The 24,823-nt window shown below is 65.7% G+C and carries 19 protein-coding genes; 14 read left to right on the forward strand and 5 right to left on the reverse strand.

Annotated features, from left to right (window positions below; translation table 11 throughout):
• Positions 1-27: 27 nt before the first annotated feature.
• Entirely contained in the window at positions 28-1,065 is a 1,038-nt protein-coding gene (gene ftsZ, locus FJ964_RS15610) for a cell division protein FtsZ (protein ID WP_140551191.1), read from the reverse strand.
• A 487-nt stretch (positions 1,066-1,552) separates the two neighbouring features.
• Between ftsZ and FJ964_RS15615 the strand changes: the two genes are divergently transcribed.
• The 5 genes from FJ964_RS15615 (at position 1,553) to fhuB (ending at position 9,146) form a co-directional block, all read left to right on the forward strand.
• Positions 1,553-2,908, forward strand: coding sequence for a glutamine synthetase family protein (locus tag FJ964_RS15615; RefSeq protein WP_140551192.1), 1,356 nt, complete (start codon positions 1,553-1,555; stop codon positions 2,906-2,908).
• Positions 2,909-3,037: 129 nt separating this feature from the next.
• Positions 3,038-3,922: an AraC family transcriptional regulator gene (locus tag FJ964_RS15620; protein ID WP_181172485.1), complete on the forward strand. Its 885-nt coding sequence runs from the start codon at positions 3,038-3,040 to the stop codon at positions 3,920-3,922.
• Positions 3,923-4,058: 136 nt separating this feature from the next.
• Positions 4,059-6,242 carry a TonB-dependent siderophore receptor gene (locus FJ964_RS15625; protein ID WP_140551193.1) on the forward strand — a complete coding sequence of 728 codons (2,184 nt, stop codon included), beginning with the start codon at positions 4,059-4,061 and terminating at the stop codon, positions 6,240-6,242.
• Positions 6,243-6,264: 22 nt separating this feature from the next.
• The gene (locus FJ964_RS15630) at positions 6,265-7,140 is read left to right on the forward strand and encodes an iron-siderophore ABC transporter substrate-binding protein (protein WP_140551194.1); all 876 of its coding nucleotides are present in this window, start codon (positions 6,265-6,267) and stop codon (positions 7,138-7,140) included.
• A gap of 26 nt (positions 7,141-7,166) precedes the next feature.
• Entirely contained in the window at positions 7,167-9,146 is a 1,980-nt protein-coding gene (gene fhuB, locus FJ964_RS15635) for a Fe(3+)-hydroxamate ABC transporter permease FhuB (protein ID WP_140551195.1), read from the forward strand.
• 17 nt (positions 9,147-9,163) lie between these two features.
• Here the strand turns inward: fhuB and FJ964_RS15640 are convergent, their stop codons facing one another.
• Positions 9,164-10,024 (reverse strand): MurR/RpiR family transcriptional regulator, encoded by an 861-nt coding sequence (locus FJ964_RS15640; protein ID WP_140551196.1) that lies wholly within the window; start codon positions 10,022-10,024, stop codon positions 9,164-9,166.
• Between the two features lie 183 nt (positions 10,025-10,207).
• On the opposite strand from FJ964_RS15640, the gene murA reads away from it, so the two are divergent.
• The 9 genes from murA (at position 10,208) to FJ964_RS15690 (ending at position 21,068) form a co-directional block, all read left to right on the forward strand.
• Positions 10,208-11,464 carry a UDP-N-acetylglucosamine 1-carboxyvinyltransferase gene (gene murA / locus FJ964_RS15645; RefSeq protein WP_140551197.1) on the forward strand — a complete coding sequence of 419 codons (1,257 nt, stop codon included), beginning with the start codon at positions 10,208-10,210 and terminating at the stop codon, positions 11,462-11,464.
• The gene (locus FJ964_RS15650) at positions 11,461-12,345 is read left to right on the forward strand and encodes an N-acetylglucosamine kinase (RefSeq protein WP_140551198.1); all 885 of its coding nucleotides are present in this window, start codon (positions 11,461-11,463) and stop codon (positions 12,343-12,345) included. Before murA ends, FJ964_RS15650 begins: the two co-directional genes overlap by 4 nt.
• Before the next feature lie 165 nt (positions 12,346-12,510).
• Positions 12,511-13,443: an N-acetylmuramic acid 6-phosphate etherase gene (gene murQ / locus FJ964_RS15655; protein WP_140551199.1), complete on the forward strand. Its 933-nt coding sequence runs from the start codon at positions 12,511-12,513 to the stop codon at positions 13,441-13,443.
• A 186-nt stretch (positions 13,444-13,629) separates the two neighbouring features.
• On the forward strand, positions 13,630-15,144 hold the full coding sequence (locus FJ964_RS15660) for an ABC transporter substrate-binding protein (RefSeq protein ID WP_140551200.1): 1,515 nt from the start codon (positions 13,630-13,632) through the stop codon (positions 15,142-15,144).
• 31 nt (positions 15,145-15,175) lie between these two features.
• Complete coding sequence (locus FJ964_RS15665) at positions 15,176-16,135, forward strand: ABC transporter permease (RefSeq protein ID WP_140551201.1); 960 nt, start codon at positions 15,176-15,178, stop codon at positions 16,133-16,135.
• Positions 16,135-16,974: an ABC transporter permease gene (locus FJ964_RS15670; RefSeq protein ID WP_140551202.1), complete on the forward strand. Its 840-nt coding sequence runs from the start codon at positions 16,135-16,137 to the stop codon at positions 16,972-16,974. Before FJ964_RS15665 ends, FJ964_RS15670 begins: the two co-directional genes overlap by 1 nt.
• Positions 16,971-18,719, forward strand: coding sequence for an ABC transporter ATP-binding protein (locus FJ964_RS15675; protein WP_140551203.1), 1,749 nt, complete (start codon positions 16,971-16,973; stop codon positions 18,717-18,719). Before FJ964_RS15670 ends, FJ964_RS15675 begins: the two co-directional genes overlap by 4 nt.
• A gap of 232 nt (positions 18,720-18,951) precedes the next feature.
• Complete coding sequence (locus FJ964_RS15685) at positions 18,952-19,953, forward strand: serine hydrolase (RefSeq protein ID WP_140551205.1); 1,002 nt, start codon at positions 18,952-18,954, stop codon at positions 19,951-19,953.
• The gene (locus FJ964_RS15690; RefSeq protein WP_140551206.1) at positions 19,953-21,068 is read left to right on the forward strand and encodes an anhydro-N-acetylmuramic acid kinase; all 1,116 of its coding nucleotides are present in this window, start codon (positions 19,953-19,955) and stop codon (positions 21,066-21,068) included. Before FJ964_RS15685 ends, FJ964_RS15690 begins: the two co-directional genes overlap by 1 nt.
• On the opposite strand, the gene FJ964_RS15695 is transcribed toward FJ964_RS15690, so the two are convergent.
• From FJ964_RS15695 to FJ964_RS15705, 3 genes are read right to left on the reverse strand one after another with little or no spacing between them, the layout of a single operon-like run.
• On the reverse strand, positions 21,069-21,494 hold the full coding sequence (locus tag FJ964_RS15695; RefSeq protein ID WP_140551207.1) for a GNAT family N-acetyltransferase: 426 nt from the start codon (positions 21,492-21,494) through the stop codon (positions 21,069-21,071). It abuts the gene before it with no gap.
• 39 nt (positions 21,495-21,533) lie between these two features.
• Positions 21,534-22,940, reverse strand: a complete 1,407-nt coding sequence (locus FJ964_RS15700) for a sigma-54 dependent transcriptional regulator (RefSeq protein WP_140551208.1) — start codon at positions 22,938-22,940, stop codon at positions 21,534-21,536.
• Positions 22,937-24,742 (reverse strand): sensor histidine kinase, encoded by a 1,806-nt coding sequence (locus FJ964_RS15705; protein WP_140551209.1) that lies wholly within the window; start codon positions 24,740-24,742, stop codon positions 22,937-22,939. The genes FJ964_RS15700 and FJ964_RS15705 overlap by 4 nt, the downstream gene beginning before the upstream one ends.
• Between the last annotated feature and the right edge of the window lie 81 nt (positions 24,743-24,823).

A 24,823-nucleotide genomic window follows, 5' to 3' on the forward strand; every position in this document is an offset into this window, starting at 1 on the left:
GCGGCGAAAGCCGCCGGCGAGCAGGGCCTATTGCAACGTCCGCGCCGCGGACGGCATGGAATGGTCGTGCGCCATGCCGGCATCGGCATCTTCCACGCCGAGCCCGCGGTCGAGGCCGGTGGCCACCACCGAAACCCGGAACCGGCCTTCCATGCTCTTGTCGAAGATGGCGCCGACGATGATGTCGGCGTCTTCATAGACTTCTTCACGGATTCTCGTGGCGGCCTCGTCGACCTCGAACAGGGTCATGTCGCGGCCGCCGGAAATCGAGACCAGCACGCCCTTGGCTCCCTTCATCGACATCTCGTCCAGCAGCGGGTTGGCGATGGCGGCTTCCGCCGCCTTCATCGCCCGGCTATCGCCTGACGCCTCGCCGGTTCCCATCATGGCGCGGCCCATGCCGCGCATCACCGATTTGACGTCGGCGAAGTCGAGGTTGATCAGGCCTTCCTTGACGATGAGATCGGTGATGCAGCTGACGCCGGCATAGAGGACCCGGTCGGCGATGACGAAGGCATCGGCGAAGGTGGTCTTGGCGTCGGCGATCCGGAACAGGTTCTGGTTGGGGATGACGATCACGGTGTCGGCGCTTTCGCGCAGCCGCTCGATCCCCTCTTCGGCCATCTGCATGCGGCGCCTGCCCTCGAAAGTGAACGGCTTGGTGACGACGCCGACCGTCAGGATGCCTGCCTTGCGCGCCGCCTGGGCGATCACCGGCGCGGCGCCGGTTCCGGTGCCGCCGCCCATTCCGGCGGTGACGAAGCACATATGGGTGCCGGCCAGATGGTCCATGATCTCGTCCAGCGATTCCTCGGCCGCGGCGCGGCCGATCTCGGGAAGCGATCCGGCGCCCAGCCCTTCGGTCACATGCGCGCCGAGTTGGATCAGCCGCGTCGCCTTGGACATGGTGAGCGCCTGCGCGTCTGTGTTGGCGGCAATGAATTCGGTGCCCTGAAGCTGCTCGGCGATCATGTTGTTGATGGCGTTGCCGCCGCCGCCGCCGACGCCGACAACGGTGATCTTGGGTCTCATCTCGGAGATCTCGGGCTTCTTGAACTCGGCCATGCCTCTTCTCCTTCGCCAGTCGCTCGCGCTTCACGCCCCGCCAGATCGATCACACCGCGAAACGGCAACCGACGCAGAGCGGCGTGACGAATCAGTCCGCTCGGATGGGTGTCCCAAAAAGCCAGAGAGCGGCCAGAGGTGCAAGGGCGGGGAAGGTCAAGATTTGTGATAGGGGCGTTTCATATCCCCATGACGGCCGTGCATGCCCGAGAGTGATGCAGGCATCTCGGGCCTTCATGCGGCTGCAGACGCTGCGCGCTGAGGCCGATGCCGAGCCTTGGCTTTCCGCGTCCTTACCTCTATGTTGCGGTCGCAGATCGCGCAATTGGTTTTGAAATGCCTCCCGACATCCCAGCTAGTGACTTGAAAAAATAGGGAACCGTTCCGGCTGCGGCCGGATACGGGTTCCGAAAATCACAAGCCATTTTTACCAGGGATAGTGCAGCCGATCAGGGCGCGGGCACCCTTCGAAACCAGAGGTTGGAAATTGGGCGATGCAATCGCGGACGTTCTGAACTGGCTTGAGAGCCGAAACGACATCCAGAGCCTGAGGGCCGCGGTGTGCGACCTCAACGGCATCATGCGGGGAAAACGCATCCCCGTCGAGCAGGCGCGCAAGGCGCTGGATGGCAAGCTGCGCATGCCCTATTCGCTGATCGGGCTGGACATCTGGGGCGAGGATATCGAAGGCAACGCGCTGGTGTTCTCGACCGGCGACGCAGACGGATTGTGCCAGTGGACCGGCCGCGGCATCCTTCCCGTGAATTGGACTGCGCATCCGACCGCCCTCATCCCGCTCTGGCTCGCCGACGAAAGCGGCGCACCGTATCTCGGCGATCCCCGGCGGGCGCTGGCCCGCATCCTCGACCGCTACAAGGCCTTGGGCCTGACCCCGGTCGCCGCGACCGAGCTCGAATTCTACCTTGTCGATCCGCAATCGCAGCGGCCGGTCGGGCCCGTCTCGCCGGTCACCGGGCGGCGTCTGGATTCCGACGCGGCACTGTCTATCGACGAGATCGACGACTTCGAGGCCTTCATCCACGACATCTACGAAGCCTGCCGGGCACAAGGCATTCCCGTCGATACGGCAATCGCCGAGAACGGCGTCGGTCAGTTCGAGATCAATTTGAACCATGTCGCGGACGCGCTGCGGGCAGCTGACGACGCCGTCCTGTTCAAGCGCACGGTGAAGGGCATTGCCCGCAAGCACGGCTTTGCCGCCTGCTTCATGGCCAAACCCTATGGCGACCGGGCCGGCAACGGCTTCCACGTCCATTTCAGCCTTGTCGACGCCAATGGGCGCAACGTCTTCGACGACGGCACCGACCAGGGCTCCGGCATTATGCGCCACGCTGTCGGCGGACTGCTGGCGGCGATGGCCGAGAGCACGCTGGTGTTCGCGCCGCATTTCAACTCCTACCGCAGGCTCCGGCCGAGATCCTACGCGCCGACCGCCGTCGCCTGGGGTTACGAGAACCGCATGGTCGCGATCCGCATTCCCGGCGGCCCGACCGGTGCGCGCCGCATCGAGCATCGCGTATCGGGAGCGGACGCCAATCCCTATCTTGTGCTTGCCGCCATACTGGGCGCGGCACTGGTCGGCATCGAAAGGCAGATGTCACCGGGCGACCCGACCGGGAACGACGGGCAAGGCCTTGCCCCGGCCAAGCTGCCGCCGGACTGGGCATCCGCGATCGCGGCCTTTGAAACCGGGACGCATGTGTCGGAGATCTTCCCGGCGATCCTGCGCCACTCTTTCATAGCCTGCAAACGCCAGGAACTGAATACGTTCGCGCTCAACGTCAGCGACTTCGAGATCGAGACCTACCTCGAAAGCGTCTGAGGCTGCGCTGACCGACGGCAGCGGCATCGGTTCAGCACGACCTTCGAACCGCAAGGGCTTGCGGTGCAGTCGCTGACCGGGCATAAACATGATAGTTTTTGTCATGTATTATGTCCGGGATAAACAGAATTGACCTTCGTTGCGCGCATGGAGAGCCGGATTCAGGGATTTGCCGTAATCGGCGACCTGAAATGGCACGTCTGGGACGGCGTGGTCGCCGATCTCTGGGATGTCTCATGCGGTGACAATGCCGAGGGTTATTACGTCTCTCCCGACCCCCGGCTGTTCGTCGCTCTCGGCGTCACCGGCGACGGCGCCTTCGTCGTCGAAGGCGCCAAGGGCGAACCGCGCCGCCACAACCAGGCGTTTTCCATGGCCTATATACCGGCCGGGATGCCGATCCGCGGCCGGGTCGAGGGACTGAAGCGGATCAGGCATCTCGACCTGCATTTCGACGCGGCCACACTGACCCGCCGCTTCGGCCGCAGCCTCGATCGCGATGCCTTGCAGATGTCGCGCCTCCAGTTTCGCGATGATCGGATCGCCACGCTTGCCGGCCTTATCGCCGCCGAGTGCGGCAGCGAGCGGAAGCTGCATGATCTTTATGGCGAGGGCCTCCTCAATGCGTTGTTCGCATGCCTTTTCCAGATAGACCCGCCAAGCGCCGGCAGGCGCCGGTCGCCCCTGCCCCGCCGCAAGCTGCGGCTCGTCACCGACTACATCGACGCCCACTGCCTGGACAGGATCCGCCTTGCTGATCTTGCCGCGCTGACCGGCCTGTCCGAAACGGCGATCAGCCATGCCTTCAAGGCGGCAACGGGCGTGCCGCCGCACCGCTGGCAGATGCAGGCGCGGATCGACAGGGCAAAGGCGATGATGGCGCATGAGGCTGCCTCGCTTGGCGACATCGCCCAGGCCACCGGCTTCTTCGACCAGGCGCACCTTACCCGCGTGTTCAAGTCCGTGGTCGGATTGACGCCCGGTGCGTGGATGAAGAGCGTCGGCCGCCAGTGACATTTCCGCAACATGAGACGGCGATGTCCGAGGTTTGGACAAAAACGGACAACCCGGCCAAATCCATCCAATGACCCGCAGATAAGTTGATATAAATCATCAAGTATCTCAACGACGACAGGCGGGGACTTTCCTGATGAGCAGAATCTACCGGATCAAGGCGCTTCTGGCGGCCGGCGTGGCAGCGGTCGCGATGATCCCGCCGGCGCTCGCGCAGACGGCGCAATCCAGCACCCAGCTTGAACCGGTCGTGGTCGAGGGCGAGGCCGGAGATAGCGCGACCGGGCCGGTCGAGGGCGTCGTCGCCAAGAAGACCAGAACCGGCTCCAAGACCGCGACCGACATCAAGGATGTCCCGCAATCCGTCTCGGTGGTCGGACGGCAGGAGATCGAGGACCGGGGTGCACAGAAGGCCGACGAGGCGCTGCGCTACACCGCCGGCGTCTTTGCGCAGCCTTTTGGCCCCGACAGCGACACCAACTGGATGTACATTCGCGGCTTCGATGCAACGGCCACCGGCACCTACATGGATGGCCTCCAGCTGTTCAGCTATGGTTTCGGCGGTTTCTATGTCGACAGCTTTGGCCTTGAGCGCATCGAAGTGCTGAAAGGCCCGGCCTCGGTGCTCTATGGCGGCAGCAATCCCGGCGGCATGGTCAACTATGTCAGCAAGCGCCCGGACTTCGAACGCACGCGCTATGTCGAAACCGGCGTCAACGATGCCGGTAATGTCTATCTCGGCTTCGACATCGGCGATGTCGCCAACAACGGCACGGTCAGCTACCGGATGACGGGCAAGGTCGCCGGCGGCGATACCTACAGCGACCTGCAGAACGGCTGGCGCGGCTTCATCTCGCCGAGCATTAGCTGGAAGCCGGACGAAGCGACCACGCTAACCATACTGGCCAATTACAGCCACATCGACGAGAACCATAACGGCGGCAGCTTCCTGCCCTATGATGGAACCGTGATCGATCACATTGTCGGCGGCGTGAACTATGGCCGCATCGATCCCGATGCGAACTTCATGGAACCGAACATCGACCTCTACAAACGCGAGCAGGGCTCGCTCGGCTACGAGTTCGAGCACACGTTCGACAATGACTGGACCGTTCGCTCCAACGCCCGTTTCACCGCCGCCGACATCAACGAGGTCAGCGTCTATCCGAACGGCTGGTCAACCATCGGAGGGCCGACCGAGCTGGCGCGGATCAATTTCGATCATGACACCACGGCCAAGACCTTCCTCGCCGACAACCAGATCGAAGGCAAGGTGGCGACCGGAGCGATCGAACATACGATCCTGGGTGGCGTCGATTTCAAATATTACAACATCGACCAGGTACAGTCGTCCGGCCTCTACGATCCCAATTATGACAACCCGATCGACGCTTTCAATCCGGTGTACGGTTCGCCGCTGACGCCTCGTGTCAGCTATCTCAATCAGGACCTGACGCAGAAGCAGCTTGGCTTCTACGCACAGGATCAAATGCGCTTGGGCGATGGCTGGCTGGTGACACTGAACGGCCGCTACGACCGTGGCTGGCTCGAAGCCGACAACCGCCCGACCTATTACTCGGCGGGCTCCAGCACGCAGAGCAGCACGGTTGGCGATTTCTCCGGCCGCGCCGGCCTGGCCTATGAATTCGCCAACGGCGTAACCCCCTATGCCAGCATCGCCACCTTCTTCAATCCGATCATCGGCACCGATGCGATGGGCAATCTGTTCAAGCCGGAAGAGGGCACGCAGTACGAAGTCGGCGTGAAGTATGCGCCGACTTTTGTCGATGGCCTGTTCACCCTGTCGCTATTCGACCTGACCCGTCAGAACGTGCCGTCGAATGTCACTCCCTTCACCCAGATGCAGACCGGCGAGTTGCGTTCACGCGGCGTTGAGCTCGAAGGCAAGGTGAACGTGACGGAGGATTTCCGGGTTACCGGTGCATTCACGGCTTACGATATCGACATCACCAGGGACGCCAATCCGGCGCTCATCGGCAAGACGCCTTTCATCGTGCCGGAAGTGATGGCTTCCGCATCGGTCGACTACACCTTCCGTGGCGACTGGTATGACGGCATCTCGATTGGCGGCGGTTTGCGCTATATCGGCTCCTCATGGGCAGACAATGAGAATACGGCGAAGGTTCCGGCGGTGACGCTGGCCGACCTGAAGCTCGGCTACGAGAAGGAGAACTGGGGCGTCGACCTCAACATCACCAACCTCTTCGACAAGACCTATGTGTCGGGCTGCCAGGCAACGCTCACCTGCTCCTACGGCGAAGGCCGCTCCTTCAAGCTGAAGGCGCACACGAGTTGGTAATCATGGACCAAACCCGCCGGCGATGATCCATCCGCCCAACAGACGGCAGGTGCTTGCGCTGGCGGCCGCGGCCTTGCTGCCGCCGGTTGCCGGCAGGACCGCGACGACAAATATTGCCGCGATCGATTGGGGCATGCTGGAAACGCTTCTGGCGCTCGGCGTCGAGCCGGCGGCGGCGACCGAACTGATCCAGTTCCGCAGGATTGCGGTCGAGCCTGCCGTTCCCCAATCCGTGACCGATCTGGGACTGCGCGGCACGCCTAACTACGAGCTGTTGCGCATCGTCGCGCCGGACCTGATCGTCATCTCCAATTTCTACGAGTACCAACGCCCGATTCTGGAGCGCATAGCGCCGGTGTTCGCGCAAACCGTCTACGATGCCGGAGTGCCGCCCTACGCCCTCGCCGAGGCAGCAACGCTGGCGCTGGGCGAAAAGCTCGGACGACCGGCGGAGGCGAAGCGTTACGTCGGCGACACCGCCGACGATATAGCGCGGCGTCGCGCCGCCTTGCCAACGACGTCCGGCCGGCCGGTCTTTGTCATCAGCCTCGGCGACTCCAGGCACTTCCGCGCCTTCGGCCGCGACTCCATGTTCGGTGACGTGCTAACGCGGCTCGGCCTGGTCAATGCCTGGTCCGACGAGACAAGTTACAGCGCTGCCGCACCCGTCGGCCTGGAGGCGCTGGCGCGGGTGCCCGAGGCCTCGATCCTGATTGTCTCGCCCTTGCCGGCGGATGTCGGGCGCTCGCTTCCCACCAATGCGTTGTGGAACGCGCTGCCGGCCGTGCGCCAGGGCCGCGTCGCGGTGCTCGAAGCCATCAACCATTTCGGCTGCCTGCCGTCGGCGCGCCGCTTCGCGCGCCTGGCGGCGGCGGCGCTTGCGGGTCATGCTTCATGACGGGGCGCGCCGTAGCCAGAAGCGAGATGCCTCACCGCACCATCGGCGGCGCGCTGCCGCCGCTCGTCCTGTGGGGCCTGCTCGCGGGGGTGGCCGCACTCCTGTTCGCATGGCGCGTCGGCATGCAGCAGCCGGCGTCGCTGCCGGGCGATCTCCACCATGTCATCCTGTTCTACAGCACGCTGCCGCGCGCCGTCGTGGCGGTGCTGGCGGGCGCCGTGCTCGGCCTGTCCGGCCTGCTGTTGCAGCATGTGCTGCGCAATCCGCTGGCCGAACCATCGACGCTCGGCATTTCGGGCGGCGCGCAACTGGCGATGACGGCAGCCTCGCTTTACGCGCCGTTGCTGATGGAACGGTCGCAAGGGCTGGTCGCCTTTGCCGGCGGCACCGCCGCTGTGCTGCTGGTGCTGGCGTTGACCTGGCGGCGCGGGCTGGAGCCGGTGTCGGTCGTGCTGGCCGGAATGATGGTTGCGCTGACCGCGAGTTCCGTCAGCGCCGCGCTGATCCTCGCCAATGGCGATTACCTGTTCTCGCTGTTCATATGGGGCGGCGGGTCGCTGGTGCAGCAGGATTGGGGACCGGCCATCGCACTGACGATGAGGCTGGCGGCCGGCGCTGTCGCGGCATTGATGCTGCTGCGGCCGCTGACCATCCTTGGCCTCGACGACGCCTCGGCGCGCGGCCTTGGCGTTGCCCGCCACACCAGCCGCTTTCTCGTCATCGCGCTTGCGGTATGGATGGCGACGAGCGTCGCGGCGCAGATCGGCGTCATCGGTTTCGTCGGCCTTGCCGCGCCGGCGCTCGCCACGCTTTCGGGCGCGCGCACGCTGCGGCAGAAGCTGATCGCCGCGCCGCTGATCGGCGCAGTACTGCTGTGGCTGACGGACGGGCTGGTCCAACTCGCCGCCGGCCCTGGCGGCGAGCGCATTCCGACCGGCGCGGGAACCGCGCTTCTGGGCGGCCCACTGCTGCTTTGGCTGCTGCCGCGGCTGCGCATGTTCGAATGGCCGCATCTCGGTTCCAATGGCATGACGCCGCGCAAGGCCCGCCGGCCTTGGCGCGTCATCCTCGTCCTGCTTGCGCTCACATTTGCCGCCGCCGCCCTGGCCCTCGTGGTCGGTCGCGGACCGGCAGGGTGGTCGATCGCCGGCGGCGACCTGCTGGCCGATCTCGTCTCCTGGCGCGCGCCGCGGGTCGGCGTGGCCGCGGCCGCCGGCGCAATGCTCGCGGCGGCGGGCGTGGTCATCCAGCGCGTTACCGGCAACCCTCTGGCGAGCCCCGAAGTGCTTGGTGTCGGCACCGGCGCGGGCGCCGGCCTGACCGCCGTGTTGACGGTCAGCGCAACCGCCGGGCTGGGCTGGCAGCTCGCCGGCTCGGCCTTGGGCTCACTGGCGGCACTGGCCGCCATGCTGGCCATCGCCGCCAAGGCAAAATTCGGCGCCGACCGATTGCTGCTTGCCGGCGTTGCCATGAGCGCACTGTGCAGCGCGCTGATCACCGCGACGATCGCGATGGGCAATGCACAGTCCTATGTGCTGTTGCGCTGGCTGAGCGGTTCGACCGGCCAGGCGACTGCCCTGGACGCATCGGTTGCACAGGCCTGCCTGTTGCCGCTGACGCTGCCGCTTTTCCTTGCCGCGCGCTGGCTGGACATCCTGCCGCTCGGGCCGGACAGCGCGCGCGGACTTGGCGTGCCCGTAGCCGGCGGGCGGCTGATGCTGGTCGTTGTCAGCGCGCTCCTGACCGCGCTGGCCGCTTTGATCGTCGGCCCGTTGAGCTTCGTCGGCCTGATCGCGCCACACCTTGCCCGGCTCCTCGGCTTTTCGCGCGCATGCATTCATCTTGCCGGGGCGATGCTTCTGGGGGCCTTGCTGATGACCATATCGGACTGGCTGTCGCGGATGGCGGCCTTCCCGTACGAACTGCCTGTCGGCCTGTTCGCATCGCTGCTTGGCGGACCTTACCTCGTCTACCTGCTTGCCAAGGGCGTGCCGCGCCAAGGCTGACTCGGCGTCCAGGCATGCTACGAGGGCCGTTCGGCCTTCAGCACCTGGACCGCCGCCTCGCTGTTGTGGACATAATCATTGGCGTCCGGCTGCTTCTGCACCAGGAGGATGAACAGAAGGTCGGTCAGCGCCAGTTGCGCATCGCGCGCGGTGATGGACGATGAGCGCGCACGCTCCTCGTCGGCGATGGTGTAGAGGCAGATGTCGGCAACGCGGCTCAGCGGATTGTCGTGCAGGCCGGTGACGGCGATCACCATGGTGCCGCGCTTGCGGGCGAGCTCGGCTATGCGCAAGGTTTCGATGCTGGCGCCCGAATGGGAGAGCGCGAACAGCACATCGCCAGGCCCGAGCGTCGAGGCATTAGCCATCTGGATATGGCTGTCGCTGTCATGCAGCACATTGCGGCCAAGCTTCATCAGCTTGTAGGAGAAATCGCGCGCCACCAGCGAAGAGGCGCCGACGCCGACCAGATGGATGCGGCGCGCGCCGTTCAGCAATTCCAACGTCCTGGAGATGATCCGCTCGCTGTTGGCGGCGACGGTTCGCTCCATCGACAAAAGCTTGCTGCCGATCAGCTTCTTCAGGATGACCTGGTAGCCGTCGCCGACCTCGATCGAACCGTGGATCATACCGGCCGGCATCTGCCATTCCCGCGCCTTGGCTTCGCTGACGGCGAGCTTGAGCTCCTGGTAGCTGGCATAGCCGAGCTTCTGGCTGAACTTGACGACGCTCGACTGGCTGCGCCCGATCTCGGCCGCAAGAGCAGCCGTCGACAGCCGCAGCATCTCGTCGGGATTGTCGACGATGTACTGGCCGATCTCACGATCGCCGGGCGCCATGCCGTCGAGCTTGGCATTGATCCTGTTCAGAACGGACATGGTTCCCCTTGCGCTTTGACGTCCAGTCGCACGGCCGAGGAATAATTTATTCCAATTTCGATTGACAGCCAAGAACGCGGAATTAATTCTCGAACCGGGCCGGATTAGGCACCGGATTGGGAGCAGGCTTTCGAGCGCGCTACGCCGGACGCGGCCCGGCACTGGTCGCATAAGGTTTCAGCCATGGACAGACTGCGCATCGTCGGCGGGCAAAGGCTGCAAGGCGCGGTCACCATATCGGGCGCCAAGAATGCCGCTCTGCCGCAGATCGCGGCGGCGCTGCTCAGTCCCTACCCGCTCGAACTGACCAACCTGCCCGACGTGACCGACGTCGAGAACATGCTCGGCGTGGTGCGGCTGCACGGCGCCGAGGTGACGCGATCGGCCCACGCCGCGACGATCGACACCAGTGCCGCCGTTTCCAAGGAGACGTCCTACGACACCGTCAGAAAGATGCGCGCGACAGTGCTGGTGCTGGCGCCGCTACTCGCCCGTTTCGGCCATGCGCGGGTTTCGCTGCCCGGCGGCTGCGCGATCGGCGCGCGGCCAGTCGACATGCATGTCGCCGCACTCGCGGCACTGGGCGCCCGGATCGCCATCGAGAACGGGCTGATCGTCGCCTCGGCGCCGAACGGGCTCACCGGCACGCGCATCGTGCTGAGCTCACCATCCGTCGGAGCGACGGAAACCGCCATGATGGCGGCGACCACGGCCAAGGGCGAAACCGAAATCCTCAACGCGGCGCGCGAGCCGGAAGTGGCCGACCTCGCCGCTTGCCTCAACGCCATGGGCGCGCGCATCGAAGGCGCCGGCACGCATCGCATCCTGATCGCCGGCGACACGGACTGGCGCGCGGCCAGGCACGACATCATCCCGGACCGCATCGAGGCCGGCACCTATGCCATCGCCGCGGCGATCACCGGCGGGCAGCTGGAACTGACGCATGCCCGGCTCGAGCACATGGCCTCGGTGGTGCAATTGCTGGAGGCGACCGGCGTCGGCGTCTGGCCCGGCGACCGCGGGCTCATCGTGTCGCGCGAGCGGCCGCTCAAGGCCGCCGACGTCACGACGGAGCCCTATCCGGGCTTCCCGACCGATCTCCAGGCGCAGTTCATGGCGCTGATGTGCTGCGCGCAGGGCGCCTCGCTGCTGCGCGAAACCATCTTCGAGAACCGCTTCATGCATGTTCCCGAACTGATGCGGCTCGGCGCCAACATCAAGCTGCAAGGCACCACCGCGCTGGTGCGCGGCGGCGAGAACCTGCACGGCGCGCAAGTCATGGCCACCGATTTGCGCGCCTCGGTGTCGCTGGTGCTGGCGGCCTTGATCGCCGAGGGCGAGACGACCATCAACCGCGTCTATCACCTCGATCGTGGCTATGAGCAACTGGACCGCAAGCTGCGTCTGTGCGGCGCCGACATCGAGCGGTTGAGCGCATGAATGACGGCCGCTCCGATTATTTTCTCGGCGTCGACGGCGGCGGCACCGGCTGCCGCGCCCGCATCGAGGATGCGAAGGGGACTGTGCTGGGACAGGGCCTCTCCGGTCCGGCGTCGACGCGGCTCGGCATCGATGCGGCATGGGCGTCGGTTGCCAAGGCCTTTGGCGCGGCGATCGAGGAGGCAGGGTTCGGAGCGGCCGAGACCAACCGGATCCACGCCGGCATCGGCCTTGCCGGAATCGGCCGCAAGGGCGCGCTGGAGGCGCTGCGGGCGATCGCGCATCCTTTTGCCAGCATCGATTTCGTCAGCGACGGCGTCGCCGCCTGCCTCGGCGCGCATTCGGGCCAGGACGGCGCCATCGTCATCGCCGGCACCGGTTCGATCGGGCTCGGCTTCGTCGAAGGGCGCGACCTGCGCGCCGGCGGCTATGGCTTTCCGATCTCCGACGAAGGCAGCGGCGCCGATCTCGGCTTGAAGGCCGTGCAGTTGGCATTGCGCGCCCATGACGGCCGACATGAGCGCACGGCGCTGCTGGCGGAGGTCATGCAGCGTTTCGACAGCGACCCTATGCAAGCCGTGGCCTGGATGGACCGCGCCAGCGCCACCGACTATGCGGCCCTGGCGCCGATGGTGATGCGCCACGCCGACCAAGGCGATCCGGCCGGGCGGCGCATCGTGCAAAAGGCCGCCGAACAGATCGACACGCTGGTGCGGGTTCTGTTCGAAAAAGGCGCGCCGCGCGTGACCCTGCTGGGCGGGCTCGCCAGTCCGCTCGAACCATGGCTCGCACCCGACGTTCGCCGGCGCCTGAAACCCGCCGATGGCGACGCGGTTTCCGGGGCGATCATTCTTGCCCGCAGGCCGCCCGGCGAGCGCTAGCACCGGAGGAATAATTTATTCCATCTTTTCGTTGACGGAACGAATATGGAATTCTAAGACGTTAACGAAACAGCGTAGCGACAATAGATCGAAGTGCGCGTGTACTGGAGCCGTTGAGGAACCACTCCCGTCACAGGCTGAGCGACCTGATTTTGAAAGCGTGAGATGAGCGAGCAAGGTTTGATGTCCGAGCTGGACCGGCTGGTTTCCGAAGGCCGCAATCCGCGGACCATGGACATCGACCTGCTGCCGACGATCGATGTGCTGCGCAAGATCAACGACGAGGACCGGGAGGTCCCGGCAGCGGTCGAAAAGGTGCTGCCGGACATCGCGGCCGCGGTCGACCGCATCGTGCTCGCCTTCCAGAAAGGCGCCCGGCTCATCTATATGGGCGCCGGCACCAGCGGCCGGCTCGGCGTGCTCGACGCCTCGGAATGTCCGCCCACTTTCGGCGTGCCGGAAGGCATGGTCATTGGCCTGATCGCCGGCGGGCCCGACGCGCTGGTGCGCTCGACCGAAGGCGCCGAGGATGATCCCAAGAGGGGCGCCAGGGCCTTGCAGGACATCAGGCTCACCCCGGACGACGTGGTGGTCGGCATCGCGGTCAGCGGGCGCACGCCCTATGTGATCGGCGGGCTGAACCATGCCAAGCAGGTGGGGGCAACGACGGTCGCCCTGTCCTGCAATCCGGCATCGACCATAGCGGGTATTGCCGACATCGCCATCTCGCCGGTCGTCGGTCCGGAGGTGCTGACAGGCTCGACGCGGCTGAAATCCGGAACGGCGCAGAAGCTGGTGCTCAACATGCTGAGCACGGCCTCGATGATCCGCATCGGCAAGAGCTACCAGAACCTGATGGTGGACCTTAATCCGTCCAACAGGAAACTGGTCGCCAGGGCAACCAGGATCGTGATGCAGACCACAGGCTGCACGGCGGCGCAGGCGCGCCAGGCGCTCGGCCGGACCGGCAACGACGTGAAGCTGGCGATCCTGCTGACCATCACCGGGCTTGAGGTCGAGGAGGCACGCGCAGCCCTCGCCAAGGCAGGGGGTTTCCTGCGAAAGGCAATCAGCGACAAGACGCGTGAAGGCGCTTGAGACAAGACGGATGAAGCGCTTGAGACCAAACGGCATGAAGCCGCTTTAGACAAGGCGGCATGAAGCCACTTAGACAAGACGGCGCGAAGCCGCATAGACTGGGCCGATGCTCCAAAGCGCGTGTGTCTTGGAAGCGGTCCGCAGAACTGCAAGGGCATCGGGTTCAAGCAAAGATGGGAGACGAGAATGGTTCACCTCACAAGAAAGCTGCTGTCGGGCATCACGCTGGCAGCCATGCTTGGCATCGCCACTGTTTCGACGCAGGCGGCAACGCTGCACATGGCCTGGTCGCAGGATGCAACGGGACTTGATCCTCACAAGCAGACGGCCTTTTCCTCGCTGCGGCTCCTGGAGCTGATCTATGAGCCGCTGGTGCGGGTCGATGCCAGCCTGCGGATCATCCCGGCCATCGCCACGTCCTGGGAATTCTCCAAGGACGGCAAGGATCTGACCTTCAAGCTCGATCCCAAGGCGAAATTCCAGGACGGCGCTGCCGTGACCCCGGCCGACGTCAAGGCATCGTTCGAGCGCATCCTGGACGAGAAGACCGGCGCCGCCGCCCGCGCCAACTTCCTGTCGATCACCAGCATCGACACGCCGGACGCTGGAACCGTCGTCTTCCATCTATCGCAGCCCGACGCGCCGATCCTGACGGCGATGAGCGACATCAACGCGGCCATCGTGCCGGCGGCCGAGATCAAGGCCGGCTCGATCGGCACCAAAACGGTCGGCTCCGGACCGTTCAAGCTCGACAAATGGGACCCCAATGCCAAGGAAGTCTTGAGCGCCAACAAGGAATGGGCCGGCGGCGCGACCGGCGTCGACGGCATCGAGATCAGCGTGTTGCCCGATGAAGCGGCGATCCTCGCCGCCATGCGCACCAAGCAGGTCGATTTCGCGCTGCTCAACGATCCGCTGGTGGCCACGCTTGTGCCGAAGGAGGCCAGCCTGCAACTGAACCGCGCGCCGGTGCTGGCCTATAACGTGCTGCAGCTCAATCCGTCACGCAAGCCGATGACCGAGCTCAAGGTGCGCCAGGCGATCTCCTGCGCGATCGACCGGCAGGAGGTGCTGGACACCGCCGCGCTCGGTGAAGGCAAGGTCACCGGACCGCTGACCATCCCAGCCCTTGCGACCGATCCAAGCCAGCTCTTTTGCTACAAGCGCGATGTCGAGAAGGCCAAGAAGCTGATGGCGGAGGCGGGCTTTGCCGACGGCTTTTCGGCGACCGTGATCGGCGCCACCGGCGAGCCGCCGACGGCGGCGGCAGAAGCCCAGGTCATCCAGTCTCAGCTCGCCGAGATCGGCGTCAAGCTCGACATCAAGATGATGGAGCTCAACGTCTATGTCGACGCCTGGCTGAAGGGCGATTTCGACATGGCGATCGCGCTTAATGGCGGCCGCGCCGACCCCTACACAATGTACAACCGCTACTGGACCAAATCAGGCAATCTGCAGAAGGTGGCCAACTACATAGACGACACGCTGGACAGCCTGATGCAGAAAGGCCGCGCCGAAACCGATCCGGCCAAGCGCAAGGCGATCTTCGCCGAGTTCGAGAAGCACCTCGCCGAAGTCTCGCCCTGGATCTGGCTCTACACATCCTACAGCTATACGGCCCAGCAGAAGAACATCGCCGGGTTCGTGCCGACGCCGACGGGCACGCTGTTCAGCCTGAGCAAGGTTACCATCCAGCAGTAGCCGCAGGCATCGGACGAGAGGACTTCTTCGCGTGAACTATCTGATGCGACGACTGGCGGCGTTTCCTCTCGTCCTGCTTGGCGTGTCGATCCTGGTCTTCGTGGCGATCCGGATGGTGCCGGGCGATTCGATCACCGCGATGCTGGGCACCGAGGCCGGCCTGCTGACGCCGGCGCAGCGCGACGCGCTCGCCGCCTATTTCGGCATCGACCAGCCCTGGTTCGTCCAGTACTGGCGCTGGATCGGCGGCATCCTGCACGGCAATTTCGGCATCTCCGTCACCTATGGCAGGCCGGTATTGGACGTCATCCTCGAGCGCTTCCCGCTGACGCTGGAACTGGCCGTGCTGTCGATGATCATCGCGCTCGCCGTCGGCATGCCGGCGGGCATCTACGCCGCCACGCATAGCGAGAAATTGTCCGACCTCGGAGTGCGCATCGTCGCCATGATCGGCCAGTCGACGCCGAGCTTCGTGCTTGGCCTTTTGATCATCTACGCGCTGTCGGCCGGTTTCGGCGTGCTGCCGGCGATGGGCGAATTCGCGCCGCTGCGGCAGGATCCGTTGCGCAATCTCAGCCAGCTGATCCTGCCTGCCATCACGCTCGGCTTCGCTTTCGCCGCCTCGGTCACCCGCATCTCGCGCTCGGCCATGCTCGACGTGTTGAGCGACGACTATGTGCGCACCGCCCGCAGCAAGGGCGCCTCGGCGCGCAGCGTCATCTGGCGGCATGCGCTCCCCAACGCGCTGATCCCGGTGGTGACGCTGAGCGGCATCGAGTTCGGCTATCTCCTGGGCGGCGCGGTCATCGTCGAGCAGATCTACGCCCTGCCCGGCCTCGGCCGCATGGTGCTCGATGCCATCCTCCAGCGCGACTACGCGCTGGTGCAGGGCAGCGTGCTGTTCATCGCCTTCAACTTCATGATCGTCAATCTCCTGGTGGACCTCGCCTATGTCGCGCTCGATCCGCGCATCCGGCTGGGCGAGCAGTGATGCGCATGCTGCGCGCCATCTTCGGGCACGGCAGCGGCCGTATCGGCGGCGTGATCGTCGGCGTCTATCTCCTGGTCGCCGCCCTCGGCCTACTGGGGCTCACGCCGCACAATCCGATCACGCAATACCGGATCGACCGGCTGCACGCGCCTGATGGCACTTACTGGATGGGCACCGACCTGTTCGGCCGCGACGTGGCGAGCCGGCTGATGGCGGGTGTGGGCCAGTCCTTCACCGTGGCCTTCTTTTCGGTCGCCTTCGCCGCGCTTGCCGGCACCGTGCTCGGGCTCGCCGCCGCCTGGCTCGGGCGCCGCTGGGATGGCGTTGTGATGCGCATCATGGACGTGCTGCTGGCCTTCCCGGCCATCCTCCTGGCGCTGCTGATCGTCACCGTTGCCGGACCTGGCACATGGACCAGCGTGGTCGCCATCGGCGTCGTCTATACGCCCATCTTCACGCGCGTGGTGCGCGGCCCCGCTTTGTCGCTCAAGGCGCGCGAGTTCGTCGACGCCGCGCGCACCTTCGGCAGCAGCTCGTTCTATATCGTCACGCGGCATTTGCTGCTCAATCTGGTGGCGCCCCTGACCGTCCAGGTGACGCTGGCGCTCGCCTGGGCGTTGCTCACCGAAGCCGGCTTGAGTTTCCTCGGGCTCGGCACGCAGCCGCCGGCCGCCTCGCTCGGCCTGATGCTGAGTGACAGCCGCAATTTGATGGAAACCGCGCCATGGCTGATGATCTTCCCGGGCTTGGCGATCATGATCAGCATTCTGGGCTTCAACCTGTTGGGCGACGCCTTGCGCGACATCCTCGATCCCAGGATGCGGAGAGCGCTCGCATGATCCCGCTTCTGTCGGTTCGCGACCTGCGCGTCGGCTTCGGCCGCGATCCGCAAGCCAATGAAGTGGTGCGCGGCGTCAGCTTCGACCTCGCCGACGGCGAAACGCTGGCCATTGTCGGCGAAAGCGGTTCGGGCAAGTCGGTCACCGCGCTGTCGATCAACCGTCTCATCGATTTCGGCGGCGGCCGCATCACCGGCGGCGCCATGAGACTGAAACGGGCCGACGGCAGCGCCTTCGACCTGACGACCGCGACCGAGCCGCAACTGACCGGCATTCGCGGCGCAGAGATCGGCATGATCTTCCAGGAGCCGATGACCTCGCTCAATCCGGTGCTGACGATCGGCACGCAGATCGAGGAATCGTTCCGGCTGCACCGTGGTTTGACCGGAAGACAAGCCACCGCGGCGGCCAAGGACGCGCTCGACCGGGTGCGCATCCCCGATGCGGCAAGACGGCTGAAATACACGCCCAACCAGCTGTCGGGCGGCATGCTGCAAAGGGTGATGATCGCCATTGCGCTCGCCTGCAATCCGCGCCTGCTGATCGCCGACGAGCCGACCACGGCGCTCGATGTGACGGTACAGGCGCAGATCATGGCGCTGCTTGCCGAGCTCAAGCAGGAAAGCGGCATGTCGATGATCTTCATCACCCACGACATCGGCCTTGTCGCCGGCATCGCCGACAAGGTGATGGTGATGCAGAACGGGCAGGTCGTGGAACAGGGCGAATTGAACCAGATCCTCGACAGGCCGCAGCACGCCTATACGCAGCATCTGTTGCGGGATGTGCCGCATTTCGCCCACGGCCGCGCGACACGCGCGGACCGACAGCGCGACAAGAATGCAAGGACCGGCCCGGCCCTGGAGGTCAACGGCCTGGTGGTGCGGTTTCCGCTCAGGAGCAGTTTCTTCAGCCATGCGAACGGCGCCGTGCACGCCGTCGACGGTGTCGACTTCGACCTGATGCCGGGCGAGACATTGGCCATTGTCGGCGAGAGCGGTTCGGGCAAATCAACCACCGCGAAAGCACTCCTTGGGCTTGTGCGCTCGACGCGCGGCAGCTTCTCGGTCGCCGCCCGGACAGCCTCGGCAAAGCACAGCGCCAAGGCCGTGCAGATGGTTTTCCAGAATCCCTACGCTTCGCTCAACCCGCGGCTGAGCATCGAGAGCATCCTGGCGGAGCCGGTGATCGCCAATGGCGGCCGGGCGGATGCCGAAACGCGAGCCAGGATGGCGAGCCTGCTGGAGCGCGTCGGCCTGCCGGAGAACAGTTTGCAGCGCTATCCGCACGAATTCTCCGGAGGCCAGCGGCAAAGGCTGTGCATTGCCCGCGCGCTGATGCTCAACCCGTCGGTCGTCGTTTTGGATGAAGCGGTTTCCGCCCTCGATGTCTCGGTGCAGGCCAAGGTGCTTGAGCTGCTGGTCGACCTGCAGCGTGAGTTCGGGCTGGCCTATCTGTTCATTTCGCACGATATGGCTGTCGTCGAGCGGATCGCCCACCGCATCGCCGTCATCTATGCCGGCCAGATCGTCGAGATCGGCGACGCGGCCTCGGTGCTGTCGGCGCCGAAACATTCCTATACGAAGAAGCTCATATCAGCGGTTCCGGCCATCGACCGGCGGCATGAGCGTTTCGAGATCGACACACGCCAGGTGCCGTCGCTGGTGCGCCCGCGGGGATTTGAGCCGGCGCCGGCGAGATGGGAGCGGTTTGGCGGGGATCATATGGCGAGGGTGGAAGGGTGATGAGGAGTGGCGCCCTGGGATATGCGAGGTCGGCGGGCCAGCGCCCCCCTCTGCCCTGCCGGGCATCTCCCCCACAAGGGGGGACATCGGATTTCGTCACTGCTTTCGCCAATCTCCAGCGTTGGAGGGTTGGCGGAACATTAACGCTGCCAATCTCCCCCCTCGTGGGGGAGATGGCCGGCAGGCCAGAGGGGGGCGCGACGGATCGCTGCCTATCCGATGGAGGCCGCCATTGACCGACCTCGCCCAGATCTTCGACCGCGCCTTCGAACCACTGGCGGCAGCAGTGGCCGCCGGGTGCATTCCCGGGGGCGTGCTCGGCATTGTCGACAGCAATGGCCAACGCATCACCAGAGCCATCGGCGCGGCGCAGTTGGTTCCGAATGCGCGACCAATGCGCGAGGAGACCTGGTTCGACCTGGCATCCCTGACCAAGGTGATCTTCACGACGCCGCGCATTCTGGCGCTGGCGCAGGACGGTGCCATCGATCTCGACGCGGCGCTGATCTCGGTGCTGCCGGATCTTCGCCAGTACGACGCGAGTGCCTGGGAGCGGAAGGTGACGTTTCGCCAGTGCCTCGGGCACCAGACGCCCTTCCCGGCCGTTGAACCGATCTACACCTATGGCCGCGATCCCGACCTGCTGCGCGCCTTCATCCTGCAACGGGAATGGCGGGCGCGCGATCCGGTTTATTCCGACATCAATTTCATTCTTCTGGGCTTTGCGCTCGAGCGGCTGTCGGGCAAGACGATCCGCGAGATGGAGCCCGGCCCGGGCTTTGCGTGGTCCACCAAGCCCGATGTCGCCGCGGCGACCGAGGACTGTACCTGGCGCCATCGCGTGCTGTCCGGCGAAGTCCATGACGATAATTGCGCGGCATTGCAAGGCGCCGGCCATGCCGGCCTGTTCGGCACGGCGGCCTCGGTGCTCGATTTCGCCCAAGTGCTGCTGACCGGCGCATCCGAATGCTCGACCGCGCTGATGCGGCAGCCCTTGTCCGCCACCCGCACTCATGGCTGGGAGCGTCCCTATGACGGCTGGTCCGGCGGCGCCTTGTGCAGCCCGGGAACGATAGGCCATACCGGTTTTACCGGCACGGGGCTGTGGATCGACTTCGACAGGGGCAAGGCCTGGACCTTGCTTACCAACCGGATCCATCCGACACGTCATTTCGACAGCGGAATCGTCGCGCTTCGCCAAGCGGTCGGCGATCTCATCAATGGAGTTCGATAATGGAATCCATCTGGGCCGTCGGCCTGATGACCGGCACCGTGCTGGACGGCAACATCGATGTCGCCCTGATCAAGACCGATGGCGAGCGCATCGACGATTTCGGCACCTACCGGCTGATGCCCTACCCCCCGTCGATCCGCTCACTGCTCGAGGAGACGCTGAAGCAGGCGCGGGCCTGGAATTTCACCGGACCGGAGCCGGCTATCTTCCGCGAGGCCGAGGAAGCGCTGACGCGCGCGCAATCGGCGGCGGTCAGGGAGCTTGTCGAAGGCTATGGGATGAGGATGGCGGACATCGGCGTGGTCGGCTTCCACGGCCAGACCGTGCTGCATCGCGCACCGCAGGTCGGGCGGCTCGGCCAGACCCGCCAGCTCGGCGACGGCGAGTTGATGCATGCGCTCCTCGGCACCAAGGTTGCCTATGATTTCCGCTCTGCCGACATGCGTGCTGGCGGACAAGGCGCGCCCTTGGCCGCCGCCTATCACACCGCGCTGATGCGCAGCGCCGGCGCCAGCGGCGAGGTGGCCGTGCTCAACCTCGGCGGCGTCGCCAACATCACCTGGTGGGACGGCGGCGACAATGTCGTTGCCTTCGACACTGGCCCCGCCAACGCGCCACTCAACGACTTCATCAAGTCGAAGGGGCTCGGCGAAATGGACCGCGACGGCGCGCTTGGCCGTGCCGGCAAGGTCGACGAAGCCCGGCTCGCCAAGCTGTTGCAGCACCCCTACCTGACCAAGGCCTATCCGAAATCGCTCGACCGCTTCGATTTCGGCGCCGCCATGGCGGATGGCCTGAACGCGGAAGACGGCGCCGCGCTTTTGACCGCCTTCACCGCCGCCGCGGTCGGCAAGGCACTCGATCTTCTGCCGAGCCGGCCGAAAAGACTGGTGGTCAGCGGCGGCGGCCGCCACAACCCGACGATGATGGCAATGATCGCCAGCCGCGCCGGTGTCGAGGTGGTGCAGGCCGAAAGCCTCGGCTGGAGCGGCGACGCGGTGGAGGCGGAGTGTTTTGCCTTTTTGGCGGTGCGCGTGCTGCGCGGCCTACCGATCAGTTTCCCCAGCACGACGGGCGCACCGCAGCCGATGCGCGGCGGACGGCTGGCCGGTTGATCAGTCGCCAAGCTTTTTCTGCAGGAAGACGCGGCTGCGGCCGACGGGGAAATCGGCAAGCGTTCCGAACGGCCGGTATCCCTGGCGCTGATAGACCCTGGCGGCATTCGGGTTGAAGGTGTCGATCCAGGCGTTCTGGCAGCCGCGCGCCACCGCCTCCTTCTCGGCGGCGTCCAGCATCCTGCCGGCCATGTGCCGGCCGCGCAGCCTTTCGTCGACCCACAGCCACTGCACGTAGAGCCAGCCCCAGGCGGTGTAGCCGGAAATGCCGGCGACGACCGCGCCATGCTCGTCGCGTGCGAACACCGCCAGGGCCTTCCTTTCGGATGCTCCGACATCGCCGTCGTTGAACGCCGCCAGGCGCTCGCCGAGAAAGGCGAGTTCTTCCGGCAAGGGGTTTGCCGTTGTTTCCAGTGTCGTGTTCATGGCTCTTTCCGGAGTGCGCAGTTGGCTGGGAATGAAGCGTTACGAAGGGCGGGCAAGTTTTACGCCCGTGCTCGAACCGGGCGTATCCGGGTCGCTATTGCGGTATTCGGACGCGACGATGCCGTAGCGCTTAAGCTTGTCGTAGAAAGTCTTGCGCGGGACGCCGAGTGCATCGATGGCGCCGCGCACGTCTCCGGCGTGATCGCGCAAGGCCTCGCGGATGAGTTGCGCCTCGTAGCGGCCGACCCGTTCGGGCAGCGCCGCCGCGGGCTCCGACGAGCGCGCGGACGTCGCCCCGGCCTCCTCGTCAGGCCCCAGGCCAAGCGCGACGCGGTCGGCGAAATGGGCCAGCTCGCGCAGATTGCCCGGCCAGTCATGCGACTGGAGATGGTCGCTCACCGCGGCATTCACGGCCGCGACAGGACGGCCGAAACGCTGCGAGGCCTTGCCCAGGAAATGCCCGAACAGCATCGGGATGTCGCCGCGCCGCTCGCGCAGCGGCGGGATGCGCAGTGTCACCACGTTGAGGCGGAAATAGAGATCCTCGCGGAAATCGCCGCGCTGGTCTGGCCGACCGAGGTCGATTTTCGTTGCCGCCACGACCCGCAGATCGAGGCGGCGCGTTTCGTTGGAGCCGAGCGGTGTGAGGCTGCGCGTCTCCAGCACCCGCAGCAGCTTGACCTGGAGCGGCGCCGGCATGGATTCGATCTCGTCGAGGAAAAGCGTGCCGCCGCTGGAATGCTCGATGCGGCCGATCCGCCGCCGCTGCGCCCCCGTGAACGCGCCCGGCTCGTGGCCGAACAGCTCGCTCTCGATGACGGTCTCCGGCAGGGCGCCGCAATTCAGCGCCACGAACGGCTTTGCGCGGCGCCGCCCCCATCGGTGCAGGAGGTCCGCCACCACCTCCTTGCCGGTGCCGGTCTCCCCTTCCACCAGCACGTCGACATCCATGTCGGCGATCTGGCGCAAGGTCTCGCGAAGGCGGCGGATGGCGGGCGCCTCGCCGATCAGCGGCAGGCCGTCGGCGGCCTGCGCGGCGGCCTCGTGCAGCCGCCGGTTCTCCATCACCAGCCGCCGCTTTTCGCTTGCCCGCTTCAGCGCCTCGACAAGGCGCTCGCCGGCATAGGGTTTCGGGATGAAGTCGTAGACGCCATCCTTGAGCGCGGCCACCGCGAGGTCGATATCGCCATGCCCGGTGACCAGGATGACCGGTATGTCGATGTCGATCGCCCTGATCCGATCGAACAGCTGCAAGCCATTCATGCCGGGCATACGGATATCGCTGACAACCACGCCCTGGAAATCCCGGTCGACGGCGGCAAGCGCTGCCTCCGCGGCCTTTAACGCGATCACGTTGAAGCCGGCAAGCTCGAGCAATTGCGTGGTGGCGTGAAGCAGATCCGCGTCGTCTTCGACAAGCGCGACCAGCCCTGATCCCTGCGTCATTCAATTCGCCTCAGATCTATGGTGAAGGACGCGCCTTTTGTACTGTCCGGATCGAGGCGCAGTGTGCCACCCAGTTCCTGGGCGATCTCCTGCGAGATCACCAGGCCGAGGCCAAGCCCCTTCTCCTTGGTGGTCTGGAACGGCATGAACAGATTGCCGGCCGCTTCCGGCCCGAGACCAGGGCCGTTGTCGCGCACCGAAACCAGCACCCTGTCGTCGCGCTCGGCAAGCTCGATCTCGATGCGCGGATCGGGCCGGTCCTTCAGGGCATCCAACGCATTCTGCAAGAGATTGACCAGGATCTGCTCCAACCGGATGCGGCTGGCCATGACCATCGGCGAGGCAGTGCCGCGCGGCTTGACGATGGTCACGCCGGAATCGCGGATGCGGCCGGACAGGAGCGACAGCGCGCCGTCGATCGCTTCGCGCACCGGCAATGGCGAGGCGGCGACGCCTGGCCGCCGCGCGAAGGTGCGCAGCGTGCCGGTGATGGCGCCGATGCGTTCGGTCATCGACACGATCGATGTCAGGTTGCCGGAAACGGATTCGACCTTGCCGCCATGCAGAAAGCGGCCGGCATTCTCGGCATAGGTGCGTATCGCCGCCACCGGCTGGTTGATCTCATGCGCGACGCCGGCGGCGATCTGGCCGAGGATGGAAAGCCGGTTGGCCTGGGCGAGATCGTCGCGCAGCCGACGGACCTTGGCCTCGGCGTTTTCGCGCTCGGCGATCTCGCCGGCGAGGGCCGCGTTGGAGCGGGTCAGTTCCGCCGTTCGTGTGCTTACCCTGCTCTCCAGTTCGGCATTCATGCGCGCCAGCGCTTCCTGCCTCAGGCGGCGGGCACGGCGGCGCCTGAGAAGCACATAGGCAAGCAAACCCGTCAGCAGCAGCGCCAGCAGCGTGGTCAGGCGCGCCGTGTTGGCGGCCGACGTCAAGGCGGCATCGGCAGGCGTGAGCAGCCACAGACGCCAGCCAGGAACCGCGCCGGGCAGGTCCTGCACCACCTCGACGAACCGGCGCGGCTTTCCGGCATCGTCGATCGTCGCCAGGCCGTCGCCGGCACCGCGTCGTATGGGCAGCGGTTCGAAGCGGGCTTCGGCGAGTTGAAGCTGCTCGTGGGCTGTCGCGGCGTCCGCGGCGGACAGCGGAGCAAGCGCGTGGAACCGCCACTCGGGCCGGCTGGTCGCCAGCACGACACCGCGCTCGTCGGTGACGAAGACGACAAAGCCGCTGGAGCGCCAATTGGCTTCGACGCCGTCGAGCTCGACTTTCAGCACCGCGACGCCGAGCGGCGTGTTGCCGTCGTCGACGCGGCTGGCGAGATAAAGTCCCGGCCTGCCGCTGATGGTGCCGAGGCCATACTGGCTGGCGGCGCCCTTGACCATGGCATCGGTAAAATAGTGTCGAAAGTTGTAGTCGATACCGACGAAGCTGCCCGGCTCGCCGGCGTTGCTGGCGGATATTGCGATGCCTGCCGTGTCGATGACATAGATGGCGGATGCCGAGGCGTCCGCGGCAATGGCCCGGAGCTTGTTATCGAGCGCTGTCTCTTGCGTTTTGCCGGCCCGGCGCAACGCGTCGCGCACCGCATCGTCGCGTGCCAGCACCAAGGGAACGAGACGCTGCTTTTCGATTTCGCCGGTCAGGGTGCCCGCCGCCAGCGGCAAGGCTGCCAGTGCTCCGTCGCGCAGATCGCCGGCGGCCTGGTTGGCGGCAAGGCGCCCGGCAATCGCGACCGCTCCCGCCAGCATTGCCAGGGCGATCAGGAGAATGAGCCAGCGGCCGTCACGCAGCCTGGCCATCGCTTCGCGCAGCAGGTCGCGGCCGGCAAACTCCTGATATCCGCTATCGGTGCCTGCCTGTGGCGTCTGACCTCTCCACCG

This window comes from Mesorhizobium sp. B2-3-2, from assembly GCF_006442295.1.
In the GTDB taxonomy this organism is placed as follows: Bacteria; Pseudomonadota; Alphaproteobacteria; order Rhizobiales; family Rhizobiaceae; genus Mesorhizobium.

Coding starts and splice junctions, on each gene's coding strand:
- FJ964_RS15700 (WP_140551208.1), bottom strand. CDS start 22,940: ATGACGCAGGGATCAGGGCTGGTCGCGCTTGTCGAAGACGACGCGGAT.
- FJ964_RS15705 (WP_140551209.1), bottom strand. CDS start 24,742: ATGGCCAGGCTGCGTGACGGCCGCTGGCTCATTCTCCTGATCGCCCTG.
- FJ964_RS15675 (WP_140551203.1), top strand. CDS start 16,971: ATGATCCCGCTTCTGTCGGTTCGCGACCTGCGCGTCGGCTTCGGCCGC.
- FJ964_RS15630 (WP_140551194.1), top strand. CDS start 6,265: ATGATCCATCCGCCCAACAGACGGCAGGTGCTTGCGCTGGCGGCCGCG.
- FJ964_RS15660 (WP_140551200.1), top strand. CDS start 13,630: ATGGTTCACCTCACAAGAAAGCTGCTGTCGGGCATCACGCTGGCAGCC.
- fhuB (WP_140551195.1), top strand. CDS start 7,167: ATGCCTCACCGCACCATCGGCGGCGCGCTGCCGCCGCTCGTCCTGTGG.
- murQ (WP_140551199.1), top strand. CDS start 12,511: ATGAGCGAGCAAGGTTTGATGTCCGAGCTGGACCGGCTGGTTTCCGAA.
- FJ964_RS15670 (WP_140551202.1), top strand. CDS start 16,135: ATGCGCATGCTGCGCGCCATCTTCGGGCACGGCAGCGGCCGTATCGGC.
- FJ964_RS15640 (WP_140551196.1), bottom strand. CDS start 10,024: ATGTCCGTTCTGAACAGGATCAATGCCAAGCTCGACGGCATGGCGCCC.
- FJ964_RS15690 (WP_140551206.1), top strand. CDS start 19,953: ATGGAATCCATCTGGGCCGTCGGCCTGATGACCGGCACCGTGCTGGAC.
- murA (WP_140551197.1), top strand. CDS start 10,208: ATGGACAGACTGCGCATCGTCGGCGGGCAAAGGCTGCAAGGCGCGGTC.
- ftsZ (WP_140551191.1), bottom strand. CDS start 1,065: ATGGCCGAGTTCAAGAAGCCCGAGATCTCCGAGATGAGACCCAAGATC.
- FJ964_RS15695 (WP_140551207.1), bottom strand. CDS start 21,494: ATGAACACGACACTGGAAACAACGGCAAACCCCTTGCCGGAAGAACTC.
- FJ964_RS15650 (WP_140551198.1), top strand. CDS start 11,461: ATGAATGACGGCCGCTCCGATTATTTTCTCGGCGTCGACGGCGGCGGC.
- FJ964_RS15625 (WP_140551193.1), top strand. CDS start 4,059: ATGAGCAGAATCTACCGGATCAAGGCGCTTCTGGCGGCCGGCGTGGCA.